This window comes from Mucilaginibacter pedocola, assembly GCF_002013915.1.
Lineage (GTDB): Bacteria > Bacteroidota > Bacteroidia > Sphingobacteriales > Sphingobacteriaceae > Mucilaginibacter > Mucilaginibacter pedocola.
In genome coordinates, this window is the sequence record NZ_MBTF01000034.1 from 34,625 (window position 1) to 51,330 (window position 16,706).

Here is a 16,706-nt window from a genome sequence, read left to right on the forward strand (position 1 = left end):
TAATACTGCCATTAAGTGGCTTATTAAAACTTAACCATTAAATTCAAACCAAAACTCCTGGTCCTGGGCAAGCCGAATGATTCGAAACCCTGGCTCCTATCGTTAGTAAAGCTCGATTCGGGGTCGAAGTTGTCGGTCTTTTTGTATAGGGTAAGCAGGTTACGGCCAACCAATGCTACGCTTGCGCTTTGTAAGCCAATAGCCTTCAGGCCACTTACCGGGATGTTATAGCTCAGGATAACCTGGCGCAGTTTAACAAAGCTGCCATCGTGCAGGAAAAGCTCCGAATACGATTTGTAGTTATCGTAGTAAGTACGCAAGTCGGCCACGGGCACAGTGCGCGAGTATGGGGTACCAGCCTGGGTTACACCACTAATGGCCAAACCACCATCGCGGCCGGGCAGGGTAGTTTTCATCAAACCAAGGCGCGTGCCGTATATCTCCATCAGCGAAAGCACTTTATTGCCAAACTTACCATCAACTAATACATTAAGGCTGAATCTCTTATACTTAAAATCGTTAGATAAGCCCATGGTTAACGGAGCAACACCTTTACCCAGCGTTTGCAAGCCTGTTGCAACAGGTAGCCCTGTTGTTGCGTTGAATACTACGTTGCCGTTGGCATCCTTCATCATGCGGGTACCTACTATAGAGCCAAAGGACTCGCCTACGATGTTATTGATGTACCCCCATCCATTTACAGATGACGCCATCTGTATCTGATTTAGGCCGGCGGCAAGCCTTACCACCTCATTTTTATTGTAAGCTACGTTATAGCTTGCGCTCCAGGTAAAGTTCGGCGTTTTTACCGGTGTACCATTTACCAAAGCTTCAATACCCTTATTACTTAATTCGCCAACGTTTAGCAGTACATTGTTGTAACCTGTAGTAGCGGTGATAGCTGTTGATACGATATCGTTTGTTGTTTTACGATTATAAAGGGTAACATCGAAACCGAGGCGGCTATTGAGGAAGCGGGCTTCCACACCAACTTCGGTAGTAGTAGACGTATAAGGCCTCAAATTTTTGTTGGTAATTATTGTGCTCGATACGTTTTGCAACGGTTGCCCCGTACTTGTAACCATACTAAAACCCTGGTTTATTTGATATGGGTCTGGTGCGCCGCCGCCTACCTGAGCCCACGAAGCGCGGAGTTTTGCATAGTTGATAGCTTGCGGCAACTTAAACGCTTCCGACAGCACAAAACTACCACCAACAGACGGGTAGAATATGTGGTTATTTTGCGGGCTGAGGGTAGAGAACCAATCCTCGCGGCCGGTTACAGTTAAATAAGCAAAGCTTTTATAACTAAAATCTGCCGAACCCATTATAGAATTAATAGCGGTACGATTGTTACGCGGAGTATTTAGTATTGTTGATAAGTTGGTAGTGCTATAAAAATACGGGATGATAAAAGTGTTACCGGTAGTGTTCAGCTCATTATAAACTGAGCGCTGCTGGTTACCACCCACAAAGGCCGAAATACCAAAATCCTTTATTTTGCCATTATAATTCAGGGTAAGCAAGCCGTTAGTTTCAGATGCATCCACTTTTAACTCGTTATACTGGCCGTTTGGCACATACAGGGTACCGGTAGGTATGATATAAGTGTAGTTGTAGTAGTAAAAATCGCGGCTAACAACACCTTTCAGAGATAGGTTCTTGATAAACTCGTAAGTGATACCGGCCTGCCCTATGAACCTGTTCTTAGTGTCTTTCTGTTGAAACCTGTTCACTACAAAATAGCTATTAGATGCTATGGGGGCATCATTCCAGCCTATCTCTTTGTTATCAGCATCGTACCCGGGCTTAAGCCAGGTAATATCAGCAGTATTGGCTATCATATAAGGTGTCCAGTTAGGGTTACCCAACGCATCACCAGCGCTTGGCCTGTTTTTGGCACGCTCTATATTGTATTGCGCCAATGCCTCAAAGCTTAATTTCTTGCTCAGTTTTCCGCTAACATTCAGGTTGCCTGTTTTGCGGTCGTAATCGCTGTTTGGCAAAATACTTTTGCTGTTCAGGTCGGCTACCGAAAAACGATAAGTTACTGCTTCGGTACCGCCTGTAAAGGCTACGGTATTGGTAAAAGTGGTACCTGTTTGGTAAAACTTTTTAATGTTATCGCGTTGTGCGCTATAAGGGTGTTCTAAGCCGTCGGCAGCTATGTAAGTAGAACCATCTATTTTAGCACCGAACGAACGGCGGCCGGTAGTAACGGCGGCAGATTGCGTCATGGGTTTTATACCGCCATCGCCCTGGCCATACTCATATTGCCACTCGGGGAATACGGCCGGCGTTTCTGCTGTAAAAGTGGAGTTATACTCAACACCAATCCCCTTCTGTGCACGCCCTTTTTTAGTAGTGATCAAAATAACACCGTTAGCAGCGCGTGCACCGTAAAGTGCTGCTGCAGTACCACCCTTTAATACGCTGATAGACTCGATATCATCCGGGTTAATGCCAGCAATACCATCGCCACGGTCAACGTTACCGCCGCCGCCATTGGTTGATGCGCTCCCTCCCGGTACTGAGTTATCAATAGGCATACCGTTTACAACGTATAATGGTTGGTTATTACCGGCTAATGAACCGTTACCACGTATCAACACGCGGCTGGATCCGCCCGGGCCCGTAGAAATACCGGTGGCGTTAACACCGGCAACTTTACCTGTTAATGCGTTAGCCACGTTGTTTTCGCGTGCCTGTATAAAATCATCGCCTTTTACTTCGGTTACCGAATAACCTAAAGCCTTTTTCTGGCGCGATATACCAAGCGCGGTTACTACAACCTCGTTAAGGTTATTGCGGTCTTCTACCAAAGCAACGTCAATAGTTTGCCTGCCGCCTACGGCTACCTCCTGCGTTACGAAACCCAGGTACGAAAAAACGATAACCGTATTTTCATCAGGCACAGTTAGTGAGTAGCGGCCATCTACACCCGTAACGGTACCGCCATTGGTGCCTTTAATTTTAACAGTTACACCCGGCAAGGCAATACCGGCATTATCAACCACCTTACCTTTTACGGTTACAGGGGCAATTGCGGGCAAGGCGCCAACAACCATTTCTTTCTTATCAATCAGGATAACGTTGCCCGATACAGAATAATCCATATCAAAAGGGCTAAGTATTTTCTTTAATACCGAGCTAAGCTGCTCGTTCTTAACATCTATGCTAACTTCCTGATTGGTAACAATTGAGTTACTGAAAACAAAACTGATCTTGGTTTCTTTATTGATCTGTTTCATTACATCTTTCACCGGCATATTCTTTACTTTAAGCGAAATGCGGGTGTTTAGGTCTTGCGCCAGGCTGGTTTTTGCCTGCACGTTTGCAAGGCACATCGTGAAAACTGTGCTTATAATTATTATCCGTGTGAGTGCTTTGCGTAGCAATTGAAAGGACAATGATTTATTTGTCATATATTTGATCAAAATTTGTAGTGATGAAATACCCTTAAGCGGGAAACTATGAATTTTTGGGGCGCTTCGCCCTCTTGGGGTTGGATGTGCTGGAACACATTCAACCTTTTTTATTTAGGTCTTTTTTCTACTCTATAGGCGTTTAGTTTAGTTTTTAATCAATCAGTTTAGTTTTAGTATTGTATGGTATAAGTGTTTTGCTTTACTGTGTAGCTTGAATGCGTTAATTGCGTAATGGCTTTTAAAATATCACCCAAACTTTGCGATTGGAAAATACCTGTAATGTGCTGATGCGCAAGTTTGCTACCTTTCACGTTTACCTGCACATTGTATTTGTTGCCCAACCTTATAGCTACGTCCTGCAAGTCAGTATCCTCGAAAATCAGTTTGTTTTCTATCCAGGCAATGGCATCCTCGGGGTTGGCCATTTTGCCCATTGTGAAGTTTTCGCTACCCGCTTTCGAGGCTGCCCATTGGCCGCGGGTTAGTACAGCAAGTGCATTGCTAACTTCATCCTTAACAGCAACTTTACCGGTAAGTACCTTAACCTGCATAGGTTGCGTGGCCGAATAAGCGCTAACGGTAAAGGTGGTACCCAATACATTAGTTTTTAATTTTCCCGAGCGCACAACAAAGGGCATAGCAGTATCGTGCACCACATCAAAATAAGCCTCGCCGGTTAAATACACTTCGCGGCTATTGCCGTCAAACTTTTCGGGGAAGCGCAGGGTCGTGTTAGCATTCAGGGTAACCTTTGAGCCATCCGGCAAAAGCACCACTTGTGTTTTTGCCGGAGCAGCATAGGCCGTAATATAATTTACCGATGGGGTGTTAACCGATTTGGTATAATAAAAGGCACCTGCCATTACGGTGATGAATACGGCAAGAACCGCAGCGGCGCGCACAACTGCCCGGCGTTTTTTAAGCGCCCACAGCCTTAACGAAATATTGCTGCGCATACCATCCCAGTCGGGCTGACCGGCGGGTTGCTGCATGGCGGCATTATCCCAATGCTGCTGCAAAGGCCCGTCGAATTCGCTTGCATCCGAAGAGGTGCGAACGAGTTCCATAAACTCGTCGAACTCCTCCTGAGTGCATTCATTTTTTATATACCTGTTTAGAAGATATTCCTTCCGCTGCGTACCGTTCATTTTGGTGGTTTAATATTCTAAAGACACAACAAAACAACTATCGCACTAATCAAATTGAAAAAAAAGTAGAAAAAAAAGTTTAACAAACCAGAAAACTCGTGCAAAAACCAATCAATTCAACCCAATTCAATTTAATATTCAGGCAAAACGATAAAAAACAGAAAGAATACAATCAATCTTAGTGTAATTTACACACCATTATTGAAAAATCACTTAAAAATTTTGCCATTCTGAATAATTTCGACCGAAATTATTGCAATTAAGGTAGGGTTAACCCCATTTTTGGTGAGAAAATTACTAATAAAAGCCAAAGCCGCTAATAAATGATTTTTTACGGTATGGCGCGAAAGGTTAAGCTGATCGGCTATCTCATCGTAATTAAGCCCTTCTTCCCTGCTTAATTTATATACCAGCTGGCGCTGCGGCGAAAGGTGTTCAACAGCGGTCGATATCAATTGCTTGCACTCTGAGGCTGCTATTACAGATTCAGTATTATTATGGCCGGAAACGGCTACGCGGGCGAGTTCATCTACCAGGCGGCTTTCGCTGGCAGCTTTGCGTAAGTAGTTTAGCGAGTAATTGCGCGCCATGGTGTATATGTAGCCACCAATGTTACTCACACCATCCAAAGCTTCTTTATTGAGCCAAATTTTTATGAAAATTTCCTGTGTTAACTCTTCGGCAGCGTATTCAGATTTAGCAATAGCATAAACCTGGTTATAAACCTGCTGTTTATAACGCTCAAAAACCTCCTCAAAGGTTAGTCCTTGATGCCTGTTTACGCTAAAACCCTTCACTGTTAATAGTATGCAATTGGAGAACCTAATGTAATCAAAAATTTACATTTCAAAAGTAAAGTGTACAAAATGTTAAGGTTAGTTAAATTTTTGAAGAATTGCACACGTAACGTACAACCGCAGGCTATGCTTTTTTATACAACCGGCAACTTCCAGTTATACTTTACAGCCAATATCCGCACAGCACATATCACAATTACCGATAGCGTTTCGGCATATTGTTGCTGTAAAAGGCTGAGGCCAATTATGTAGCAAATACCGCCGGCAATACAGGCAGTGGCGTATATCTCTTTATGGAAGAGTACGGGTTTAAGGTTCAGCAAAATATCGCGCAGCACACCGCCAAAGCAGCCTGTTATAGTACCCAGTGCTATGCACACGCCCTGGTTAAGCCCGGCGGCCAAACCTTTTTGTATACCTATAACCGTGAACAGCCCAAGCCCCAAGGCATCAAAAAGGAAGAGCGTTACCTTTAGATTTTTCACATACCTTTTAAATAGTATAGTAATAATGGTAGCAGCTAAAATTACCGAGGGCGTGGTAACATCGCGCATCCAGGTAACAGGGGTGTTGCCTATCAATACATCGCGCAGGGTACCGCCGCCAATGGCGGTTATAAAGGCGATCACTAAAACACCGAACAAGTCCAGCCGTTTTTGCATGGCCGAGAACGCGCCCGAGATAGCGAAAGCAATGGTGCCCAAAATTTCGATGATAGCGCTGTAGGATAAATGCATGGCTCAGGTGCAAAGATACCTATATAATTAAGGAAGCGCGATGATCGTTTTCGACCGAAATGCTTCATCCCATTCAATAGGTTTACCGGCTTTGGTATTACTTGTACCTCGGCAGGTATTGTAATGGTTCATAAACTCCGGCCCTTTTTTGTTGCTGTTATTATTATCAAAGAAAAAACCAAATCCCAGGTTCTTAAAATCGAAAGAGTGCCATTTAGAGCCGCTTTCGGCATCGGTATAATAAGTGGTAATTTTATTAACCGCCAGCTTTCTTTCATCATAACGAAGCACCTGGTAAGCAGGGTTATTGCCATTGCGCGAATCGAGCCCGGGCGCTATAGATAGATACGATGATAGTTTGCCGCCTTGGGTAAATAACCTTACATCCGCCGTGTGGGTATGCCCCGCCATCTGGAATTTGATGCGCGGTGCGTATTGTTTTACAATGCTTAGGTAAGCTTGCTGTATACTATCCTGCCACGAGGGCACATCATCATACCTGTCAGTCCCCGGTGGCACGTGGTAAAACAACCATGCCGACTGCCCCGGCCTTAATGCGCTTAATTGCTGTTTCAACCAATCCAGTTCGGCACGGGCCTCCGTGGCAAATTGTGCGTTCTTCCGCATAAACAACAGGCTATTAAGGGCTATCACCACCAGGCTATCCTTTTGGTAAGCATAATATCCCCCGGTGAGGAAGGTTTTGGCAATATCGCCGCTACCATCTATCCGCTTAAGTAAGCCGTCGTAAAATATGCGGTAGGTAGCCGCGCCCGGTATATCGTGGGTAATGCAATCATTATTCCCCAATGCAGGTAATACCAGCGCGTTGGTATCTATCCGGCTCACCCTATCTGTTATATATTTATATGTTTCCTTCATCTCCAGGGTATCGTGCCCAACATCGCCCACGTGGCGCAGCAGGTCGCCCGGCATTAACACTAACGAATACTTCTTCTCCCCTGCACTTCGTAGTGCCGAAGCAAACAGGGCGGTATCGGTGTCGGCATGGTAAAATTTATCCCAGTGCTTGCCGAGCGCCACGTGCAAATCCGAAAGTATTAAAACCTGCCTGTTTTGGGCAGGGGCAAGAAGGGGAGATAAGGAAAGGAAGATGAAGAAAAACTTTTTCATACCGTGGCGGCCGTACTGAGGCGATTGGCCGTTATAAAAATAGCTTTTTTTGGTAAACAGACCTTAAACCATACAAACAAACAGCCAAAGCGTTTTGTACTTTTATAGCAATGCAATTAGAAACCCTGTCAGTCGATAACCTTGATGCCCTTATCGGGTTGGTGAACGAGTTATGGCCCGACACCGATATCAATGAAGAGCGCGAAGCCTACCGCGCTGCCATGGGCTCGGCAAAAGAGGTTTGTTACCTGCTGAAAGATCAGGGCGAATACATCGCGTTTACTCATTTAACCCTCCGGCACGATTATGTGGAAGGGACCGAAACATCACCGGTGGGCTACCTGGAAGCTATTTACATCAAACCCCAATTCCGTAAAATGGGGGTAGCGTCTATACTGCTAAAAGCCGGTGAAGAATGGGCCAAACAAAAAGGCTGCACCGAAATGGCATCTGACACCGAAACTGAAAACGTTGCCAGCATAGCCTTTCATACCAAAGCCGGCTTTACCGAAGCCAACAGGATAGTTTGCTTTGTGAAGCGGATAGGGTGAATTAATAGACAACGGTTTTTGCCAAAATCTCTATATTTCTCCAATATTTGACCCACTATGCCCAACCACAAATTAGAAGCTGCAAAGGCAGCCGCAGCACTTATAAAACCCGGACAAACCGTCGGCCTCGGCGCAGGCTCAACAATAGCTTACTTAATAGAAGCCGTTTGTACCGATGCTGCGCTGGCTGGCTCAGTAATGTTTAGCTCCTCGTCCTTTAAAACTACGCAGTTATTATTGGCGAATGGTTTAAAGGTGCAGCCCCCGGCCCTGTTGGCTAAACTGGATGTATACTTCGACGGTTGCGACCAGTTCGACAAGCACCTCAACGCACTCAAAAGCGGCGGCGGCATACATACTACCGAAAAAATAATGGCAGCTATGGCGGATGAGTTTATCCTAATAGGCGACGATAGCAAAATGGTTGATGAGTTAGATACTACCTACCCGTTGGTGATAGAGATATTACCACAGGCCCTGCCATCGGTAATGCGCAAACTAACCGAGGCCTACCCCGATGCTAAAATAGCACAGCGCATCAGCACCCAAAAAGATGGAGCGCTTATATCAGACAATGGCAACTACCTCGCCGATATTTATTTCGCCAACGCCATAGCTCCAGCAACCCTTAACACACAAATAAAAATAATTCCGGGAATAGTGGAACACTCGTTGTTTTACCAACTGGCGGTTAAAGCAATTGTTGCAGGCGATGGTGGGGTGAAAACGGTATCGAAATAAATATGGAAGCGCGTATTAGTTATTACTGTAGTTCATAAAACTTATCTTAATATTCTTCCAATGGTTTATAATTCCTAAATCGGCTTATAACATCGGGTTCAGCAGGCTTGGTCAGAATTCGCTTTTCAATGCCGTTCTTATTGTAAGTACACACTCGTATACTATCGCATTGCTCCACACTGGCGAATGTGCGTAAACTATCTGCTTCAAGTTTTGCAAAAACCGTGGCGGTACATCCCGAAAAAAGAAGTGCATCAATACAATTCAACGTACTGTTATACTCCATATTGGGGAAGCGCTCTGAATTTTTTATATGGATCAGCCTGTCGTTCTTATTATCGTAGATGAAAAGCGTACGTACTTCGTTAGCGCCCCTTGCTGCTTCATTTGAAATGTATGTTACGTCTTTCAGCCCGTCATTGTTAAAGTCGGATATTTGCGGATTGCAGCCCCCGCCCATATTTTTGGGAAAACGAAACTCATTCCTCGCCGACCATTTATTATTTTGCTTACACCAAAACCGAATAACCACATAAATACTGTCGCCAAGGGCATATCGCTTCAGTTCGAACTTATTATGCTTCTTTCGGCCAATGTGTGTACTATCGGTAAACGATTCTATCAACGAATCCCGAATCGCTATCTTAGTAGCTAACTGCGTTGGCAGCGCGGTTTCTATAGTTCTTTTTGCAGAGGATATAGCAACGGGCCGGTGCTCGCCCTTACAGGAAATAATAAATAGTGTAAAAAGGAATAGGTACTTATACATGGATCATTGAACTGTTTAAAGTTAGCATTTTGCTATTGAAATAAGCTGCGCGGGCAATGTATATTTGTACTGAAAACTACCATGAATACAAAAGCCATCCTACCGTTCCGCTACTTTGTTATTTTAATCTTATTAGTTGCTTTTATTAGAACAAGTGTATCTGCACAAACATTCGATGCCAACACCCCCTTGCAAAACCGAGTGCAGCCAACGCCGGAAAATGCCATGCAAATATTCCGCGAGGCAGGCATGTCACCAACCAGGCATATTACAACAGCACGCGAATTTATGGCTATAAACCAGGCATTCGCCCTGCTCCCTCCCCTGCACCAACGGGTATTGAAAGAGCATTTAGCGGGCATTAGTTTCCTGGATGATATGCCCAATACGGCGCTAACCTCCATAGTTGAATCGGCAGACTCGGTGCGCCGTTATCATATTACTTTCCGCGCCGCCATACTCAAACAAACCGTGTCTGAATGGCTTGCCGAAAAGGAACGTACGTGTTTTATTCCCGACAGCAGCGGCACCAGTATATCGTTTATAGCAGGTAACTTAAATGCCATAGTTTATGTGCTATTGCACGAAACCACTCATGTGGTTGATGGCTCGCTGGATATATTCCACGATACTTCTAAGGGTTTTGCCAACCAATTTACCGGTGGGGTGTGGGCAGACAGGTTAACTTTCGCTACGCCCGATTCGTTATTGAACAAAAACCGTTTCCGCCGCGGCGGCAAGCCTTTGCCATACAGCAGTACTATAGCAATTTACAAAGCCTTGCAGCAAACGCCTTTTGTATCGCTTTACAGTACCAGCAGTTGGAGCGAAGACCTTGCCGAATGCCTAACGGTTTATCATCTAACCAAAAAAATGAAACAGCCGTTCAAATTGCAGTTAAGCAATAATGGGAAAGTGATTTTTAGCAACGAGCCCCTGAAGAATAGCAAGGTTACCCAACGGATGAAAAGCCTGGAGATGTTTTACAGCAAGAGCTAAAGTAACCGGTATAAAAATACCCGCAAGCAAAAGCCTGCAGGCTTTACCAATTAATTGGCGAGGATCGGCAAATAAAAATCTTTATTTAAAAACACTGCTGATGTAACCGTCCTCGGCACGTTGCGGGGCACGATTTACGTAAAACTGCCTGTCTTGCGGTGCCCAGGTTGCCAAACCATCCACATAGCGGTTGAACATGCAGAAAGACGCCGCTATCAGTACCGTATCATGTATCTCTTTATCCGTAGCCCCCTCTTCCCTTGCGGCTTCTATTTGTTCTTCGGTTACCGCTTTACCGCCTATTTGCACGCGGGCGGCAATAGCCAGCAGGGCTTTCATTTTTGGCGATATTTCTGTTGATGTAAAATCCTGCTTAATGGCGTCTATCTCCTCAATATTGCAACCCATGTAGTGCCCTGCTAATGCGCCATGCACGTTCTGGCAAAAAAAACAATCGTTAAGGTACGATACATAGGTGCCAATCAGCTCGCGGTCGCCGCGGCTTAGGGTATTGTCATCATCGCGCAGCAAAGTTTCAGCCAGCAGGTTAAGCGGTTTTTCGGTTTCGGGGCTATAGGCCATCAGGCCGCGTATGCCCGGTAGGTCGTTCTCTAAATTGATGTGTGCCATTTTGGTTATCTGTTAAGTTTTAAGGCATTAAGCCATAAGTATAAAGTCGATCAAAAAGCGGTGGACACGTGCGATTCCCCTCTTGAGAGGGGCGGAGGGGTGTGTTTCGCGAACTATTCTTTGTGTGCTTTGCATAACCCCCAACACACCCCTGCAGCCGCACTTTCCATTGCGCCCCCTCTCAAGAGGGGAACTGCTAAAAGAGTTACAGTTCAGCATAATGGCTAAACCCCTCCCTGCGTTTGCGCTCAGGCAACCGCACCCCTCCCCGAGGAGGGAATATTAAGAAGTGGACTACGCACCTACCGGTTTTGGTAAGGCGTACCCCTGCACCATCCGTTTGCCCATTTCTTTGTAAGCTTCAGGGTCGGTCGGTGTGAGGCTGGCTAAACCGTCAACATAGCGGTTGAACATGCTGAAGGCGGCGGCTATCAGCACCGCATCGTGTATCTCCTTGTCGCTTGCATCCAATGCTTTTGCTGCGTCAATATCCTCCTGCTTTACTTCTTTACCCAGAATTTGCACCTTGCCGGCAATCTGTAATAATGCCTTCAGTTTTGGGCTGATGTTGGCTGCCTGCATGTCTTTCAAAACATCATCAACCGTTGTATCATCCTCGCCGTAAAGGCAGCGGGCGGCGGCCGCGTGGCTGCTGCTGCAAAACACGCACTCGTTTCTGCGCGATACGTAGGCGGCTATCAACTCGCGCTCGGCCTGCGGTATGGGCGATTCTCCGCGGAGCAAAACCTCCGCCAGATCGTACAAATATTTGCCGGTTTCGGGCCTGAACATTACCAGCGACCTGATACCCGGTACGCCTTCGGGGACTTGTATGTGTGCCATATTTTTTTCTTGTTTAATTGTTGTCTACCAAAACACTCACCTCGCTTACTGCGGGGCTTTCCTTTTTATCTTTTACCACGAACAGGGTTACTATCAACCCCAAAACAAACACCAGCGAAAAATCGAATATGGCGTTGCCATAACCGCCCAATGCCGATACCAGTACACCAATAAATAATACGGCAGTTGCTGTAAACAGCCTGCCCACGTTAAAGCAAAATCCGGTTGCCGTTGCCCTGATACCCGTGTGGAACAGTTGCGGAATGTATGCCGATAGCACGCCCTGGCTTGCGCCAAAGAAGAGCGCCATTACCGCTATTTCGATATAAACTGCACCTGATATGGTGCTATTGGTTTTGAATAATACAAAGGATAGTACCGTACAAACTGTAAAGCAAAGCAGCATTGATTTGCGCAGCCCTAACAGTTTTACCAGCCAGCCCGAAAAGAAGCCACCGGTAAGCCCACCCATGCCCAAAAACATCATGCTCATGCCGCGTTCTTTAGGTGCATCGGTAGCTATGAGGCTCTGAATCCAGGTAGGCAACCACGAAAAGATGGCCCAAAGCCCGATAAGCATGGTACCGAAAAGCAACGAACCCACAATAACCTCTTTACGGTTTGCCGGAGAGAACAGCGCGTTAGATGAATCTGCGGGTTTTTGCTTGTGGCTCAGCCATTGCTCCGACTCCTTCATCACGAACAAGGCGATAATGCCCATTGCCAGCGGCACGGCACCTATAAAAAATCCCTGGCGCCATTCGGGAGCGATGCGGATGATGGCGCCCGCTGCAAAAATGCCTATAGGGAATGCGATAGAAAGGATGCCGATATAAACGGGCTTGCTCTTTTTGGACCATATCTCGCTGATGTACGTCATGGCGATAACCATTTCGCCGCCTACGCCAAAACCACTAAAAAAGCGGCAGGCAACAAGCCCCTCCCACTGCGGCATCAGCCCGGTTAAAATGGTAAAGGTACCGTAGCAGGCAATAGAGTAAACCAGCGCCTTTTTGCGGCCAATTTTATCGCTCACCATGCCCCAGCTAAAGCCGCCAATGGCCCAGCCGAAAATAAACATGGCGTTTATAAAACCGCTAATGGTGTTCAGCTGACCGGGGGCTACATCTCCCTGCAGGTCTTTTACAACTGCAGGCAGGTAAACCGACATTAGTGTTGATACCGAACCGCCCAATGCACTGCTTACAAAGCAAAGGGTGAAAACTGCGGCCAGGTAGGCCGCAGTTTTTTGGGTTCGTACGTTTTCGAGTTCCATCGTCATCATATTCATCGTCTTAAATTATTTTAGTGGGCTATCAAACACCAGCGATACATAGTAGATACCGCCTATAGCGGGCGAGCCGTACGATTGCGAAATGTGTTTGTTGAAAATGTTGCTTGCACCCAGTTTAATGGTGGTATGCTGTGCGGGCAGTTTTTTGTTCACCTGTGCATCAAACAGCGAGTACGCAGCTATACGGCCGGGGCGGTTGCCATTGAAAGTACCGTACCAGTCGAACTGGCTTTGCCAGTGCCAGTTGATATTAAAACCAAACCCATTAGCTACGTTAGGGTTGCCAAAGTTCATGTTAGTGCTCCACTCGGGCGTGTTGTATTGTGCAATGTTGTTTGCATTAGCGTTACCCAGGTTGAAGTTTGATTTGGTGGCATTACCGCCCAATACGTAACCTCTTTCCAGCAGGTAGGTTAAGCCAAGGCTTACACCGTGTGCCGATACTTTATCAGATGCGTTGGTATATAATTGATAAGCCTTTACGTTACGTGCGGCAACCTCGCCGGCTGCCTGCATGCTCGGTGTACCATCGGCACCTAATACTGCTGATGGTGGCTGTATAACTACCGTATTCAGGATAAAGTCGGTGTATGAGCTGTGGTAGTAGTTAAGGTCAACCAATAATTTCTCGTTGATAACGCCTTTGTAACCTATTTCGAAGGCTTTTTGCTGCTCAGGTTTAATGTAAGCAACGTTAGATTTTACCAGCAGGTTTTTGTTGTTGGCAATAGCTGTTGGCGGCGGCGTGCCTGCACCAATAGCTGCACCCACGGCTGCACCAAATGCGTTTACCGATGCCGAAGTGAAAGTATTCTCATACACGTTCAGGCCCGCACTGTTTCTTGGCGCACCACCTAAAATAGTAATAGGGCCTACGTTAAGGTGGATGAACTGGTCAACCGGGGTTGGGTTACGGAAACCGGTTTGGTATGATGCCCTGAAATTGTGCATTGATGTTACCGAGTACACACCCGAGAAACGCGGGGTAAAGCTGCCTTTAAAATTCTCGTTCTTATCGTAGCGGATAGAAGCGGTCAGCTTCAGTTTCTCGTCGAACAGTTTTTTACCGGCTTGCAAAAAGCTGCCCCATTCGGTAATATTTACGCGGTTGGTAGCATCGTCGAACAAGCTACCATTGGTAAACATGCGGTACTCGCGCAAGCTACCGCCGGCCAATAATTCAAATACTTTAATGTGCTTGCTAAAATCGTACTGGCCATCGGCATGGTAAAATTTGCTATTGCTGAATACGCCTGCGCCACTTAAGCCATAGTTGTGAATAGAAGCATCTTTAGCGGCTTCGTAAGCGGCGGTACCCGGCAGTAACCTGCCCTGGTCAGCTAAGGCGCGGGCGGCCGGGTGGTTACCTGCCGTAACACCGCTTACGTTTCCTTTAAAGGCTGCTTCGTAACGGTTGAACCAGGTGTTATCGGCATTGGCAGGAGTAACAACGTTGCCGCTTAGGTCTTGTACCCAGGTACGGTTGATGAACTGGCCAAGCGAGCGGGTGTTGTATGAATCGTGCGAGTTCTCTTGTACCGAATAGCCACGCAGGAAGAAATTGCTGCCTTTCAGCTCTAAACGGTGTGTTTGCAATACAAAGTTATTGAGGTCGAAACGGCTGCTGCCGGTGTAGCTGGCGGTACCTTTACCGTAGTTGTACTGGTAAATGGCTTCCAGGTTATTGGTAATGCGGTATTGTAAAGCACCGTTCAGTTTCAGGCTGTAAACGCCATAGTTCATCAGGTCTTTTTCTTCGTAACCGGTGCGGTTTACCACGCCTACGCCGGTAATATTTTTGGTTACCTCGTCGCCATAAATGTTAAGCGCATCGCGGGCAGGGTTGTTAGGGCCGCGGTTGGCAGCAGGGATAGAGGCATTGATATCGGTATAGTCGTTAGCATACCAGTCGGTACCGGTTAGGTACGATGCATTCAGTTTAAAGGCAAATTTATCGTTGAACGACTTGGCAAAGCGGAAGGCAAAGTCGTACAGTCCTTTTGGGTCGGCAAAGCTTTCGCCAAAGTGGTTCATACCGGTTTTAACCGATACGGCTAAACCCTGGTATTTAAAAGCATCTTTGGTTTTGATCGATAACAAACCGTTGAAAGCAACCGGGCCATACAATGCCGAAGCCGCACCGGGGATAACCTCCGCCGATTCTACATCAAGGTCAGATGCCCCGAACTGGTTACCTACCGAGAAGTTGAGGCCCGGGGTTTGGTTATCCACACCATCAACCAGTTGCAAAAAGCGGCCGTTACCGGTGGTGTTGAAACCGCGGGTATTCACTTGTTTGTAGGTGATACTGCTGGTTACGGCCTCCATACCTTTCAGGTTTATCAAGGCATCATAAAAAGTGAACGAAGGGTTTTCCTTAATAGCTTTCGGCGTAAGTTTCTCAATACTCACCGGCGATTGTAAAATGCTTTGGTTCACACGCGTTGCCAATGTTACCACCTCGTTAAGCTGCGTAGTACGCACCGGCAGCGCCGAAGTAACGTTTTGGGTAACGCTGGTTATCTTAACTTCCTGCGGATCGTAACCTACTGCGGTAATTACAATAGTAAAAGGCAGGCGCAAATTATTGGCAGATAGCGTAAACTGCCCTTTAGAGTTTGTGGTGGTGCCCACAATTTTATCTTTTACGTTTATGGTAGCGCCGCTCAATGGCTCGTTGCTGCCGGCGGCGGTTACCGTGCCCGTTATTTTAACATCCTGTGCAAAAAGGCGCGCAGATGCCAGTAAGAATATGATGAGTAAAAACTTTTTCATTGTGATGTTTTAGTTTAAAAATTAGGATAGTAAGTGCATAGGCAACCCTGCCCATTAAGGCAAAGCGCCAAAAAGGTAAAGCCCGGCAACAGGCAGGCCATGGGTATACCACTTAATTCCCCCGAATTGTGGCATAACCCATGTCTCCTGTGTGAGCAGGTTTAGTTTGTCGTAAAAGTCTTTTTTAAATGATCGTAGCCTTGCGGTAAGCGGGTGTAGCCATGGTTAACCAACCGGCCCGCCAGCACATCGTAATAACCGGGTTCGGCGGGAAGGGCGGTGCCTAGTCCGTCTACATAGCGGTTATACAGGCAAAACAGGGCAGCTATCAGCACCGTATCGTGTATCTCTACATCGGTAGCGCCGGCATCTTTGGCACGGGCCACAGCCTCGGCGGTCACCGCCCTGCCGCTCTCGCGTGTTTGCGATGCAATGGTGAGCAAAGCTTTCATCTTATCGCTCACGGGAGCGGTCTCGATGTTTTGCTTCACGCTGGCGGCAGTTTCTGTTTCGCCGGCCAATAGGTCGGCAGCGGCGGTGTGGGCCGTGGTGCAAAAGGTGCATTGGTTACCGTGCGATACCACGGTGGCTATCAGTTCGCGTTCGGCCTCTGAAAGGGTTGACGGGCCGCGCAATAAAAATTGGGTAAGTTCGCGTATTGGCTGCGCAGTACCCTTGCTATATTCCAGCAGGCCGGTAATACCGGGCAGGTGGTCTTCAAGTGCTATGTAAGGCATAAAAAAGCGTATTGAAAATTAAACGTTGGGGAAAGCTGGAAGCTGAAAGTCTAAAGCTAAAAGCCGAAAGACTAAAATAAAAGCTTGCATGCGGTGCTTAACCTAGTGGCGAGCACGGGGCAT

The 16,706-nt window shown here is 46.6% G+C and carries 14 protein-coding genes; 3 read left to right on the forward strand and 11 right to left on the reverse strand.

Annotated elements, in window-relative coordinates:
- Positions 1-23 precede the first annotated feature (23 nt).
- The 5 genes from BC343_RS20515 to BC343_RS20535 form a co-directional block, all read right to left on the reverse strand.
- A complete protein-coding gene (locus BC343_RS20515) occupies positions 24-3,347 on the reverse strand; it encodes a SusC/RagA family TonB-linked outer membrane protein (RefSeq protein WP_143822287.1) in 3,324 nt (1,107 codons plus the stop codon).
- 251 nt (positions 3,348-3,598) lie between these two features.
- Positions 3,599-4,576, reverse strand: a complete 978-nt coding sequence (locus BC343_RS20520; protein WP_078349681.1) for a FecR domain-containing protein — start codon at positions 4,574-4,576, stop codon at positions 3,599-3,601.
- A 209-nt stretch (positions 4,577-4,785) separates the two neighbouring features.
- Positions 4,786-5,373 (reverse strand): RNA polymerase sigma factor, encoded by a 588-nt coding sequence (locus BC343_RS20525; protein ID WP_162276906.1) that lies wholly within the window; start codon positions 5,371-5,373, stop codon positions 4,786-4,788.
- A 134-nt stretch (positions 5,374-5,507) separates the two neighbouring features.
- The gene (locus BC343_RS20530) at positions 5,508-6,110 is read right to left on the reverse strand and encodes a trimeric intracellular cation channel family protein (RefSeq protein ID WP_078349683.1); all 603 of its coding nucleotides are present in this window, start codon (positions 6,108-6,110) and stop codon (positions 5,508-5,510) included.
- 27 nt (positions 6,111-6,137) lie between these two features.
- Positions 6,138-7,244, reverse strand: a complete 1,107-nt coding sequence (locus BC343_RS20535) for a metallophosphoesterase family protein (RefSeq protein WP_078349684.1) — start codon at positions 7,242-7,244, stop codon at positions 6,138-6,140.
- A 110-nt stretch (positions 7,245-7,354) separates the two neighbouring features.
- Between BC343_RS20535 and aac(6') the strand changes: the two genes are divergently transcribed.
- Positions 7,355-7,795 carry an aminoglycoside 6'-N-acetyltransferase gene (gene aac(6'), locus BC343_RS20540; RefSeq protein ID WP_078349685.1) on the forward strand — a complete coding sequence of 147 codons (441 nt, stop codon included), beginning with the start codon at positions 7,355-7,357 and terminating at the stop codon, positions 7,793-7,795.
- A 57-nt stretch (positions 7,796-7,852) separates the two neighbouring features.
- On the forward strand, positions 7,853-8,536 hold the full coding sequence (gene rpiA / locus BC343_RS20545; RefSeq protein WP_078349686.1) for a ribose 5-phosphate isomerase A: 684 nt from the start codon (positions 7,853-7,855) through the stop codon (positions 8,534-8,536).
- Positions 8,537-8,582: 46 nt separating this feature from the next.
- Here rpiA and BC343_RS20550 read toward each other — a convergent pair whose 3' ends face one another.
- Complete coding sequence (locus BC343_RS20550; RefSeq protein WP_078349687.1) at positions 8,583-9,305, reverse strand: XAC2610-related protein; 723 nt, start codon at positions 9,303-9,305, stop codon at positions 8,583-8,585.
- A gap of 81 nt (positions 9,306-9,386) precedes the next feature.
- Between BC343_RS20550 and BC343_RS20555 the strand changes: the two genes are divergently transcribed.
- Positions 9,387-10,304: a hypothetical protein gene (locus BC343_RS20555; protein ID WP_078349688.1), complete on the forward strand. Its 918-nt coding sequence runs from the start codon at positions 9,387-9,389 to the stop codon at positions 10,302-10,304.
- 81 nt (positions 10,305-10,385) lie between these two features.
- Here the strand turns inward: BC343_RS20555 and BC343_RS20560 are convergent, their stop codons facing one another.
- The 5 genes from BC343_RS20560 to BC343_RS20580 all read right to left on the reverse strand — a co-directional run bounded on the left by BC343_RS20560 (position 10,386) and on the right by BC343_RS20580 (position 16,583).
- Positions 10,386-10,934 carry a carboxymuconolactone decarboxylase family protein gene (locus BC343_RS20560; protein WP_078349689.1) on the reverse strand — a complete coding sequence of 183 codons (549 nt, stop codon included), beginning with the start codon at positions 10,932-10,934 and terminating at the stop codon, positions 10,386-10,388.
- A gap of 294 nt (positions 10,935-11,228) precedes the next feature.
- Positions 11,229-11,777: a carboxymuconolactone decarboxylase family protein gene (locus BC343_RS20565; protein ID WP_078349690.1), complete on the reverse strand. Its 549-nt coding sequence runs from the start codon at positions 11,775-11,777 to the stop codon at positions 11,229-11,231.
- Between the two features lie 13 nt (positions 11,778-11,790).
- Complete coding sequence (locus BC343_RS20570) at positions 11,791-13,062, reverse strand: MFS transporter (RefSeq protein ID WP_202909832.1); 1,272 nt, start codon at positions 13,060-13,062, stop codon at positions 11,791-11,793.
- A 15-nt stretch (positions 13,063-13,077) separates the two neighbouring features.
- The gene (locus tag BC343_RS20575) at positions 13,078-15,846 is read right to left on the reverse strand and encodes a TonB-dependent receptor (RefSeq protein WP_078349692.1); all 2,769 of its coding nucleotides are present in this window, start codon (positions 15,844-15,846) and stop codon (positions 13,078-13,080) included.
- A gap of 161 nt (positions 15,847-16,007) precedes the next feature.
- Complete coding sequence (locus BC343_RS20580; RefSeq protein ID WP_078349693.1) at positions 16,008-16,583, reverse strand: carboxymuconolactone decarboxylase family protein; 576 nt, start codon at positions 16,581-16,583, stop codon at positions 16,008-16,010.
- Between the last annotated feature and the right edge of the window lie 123 nt (positions 16,584-16,706).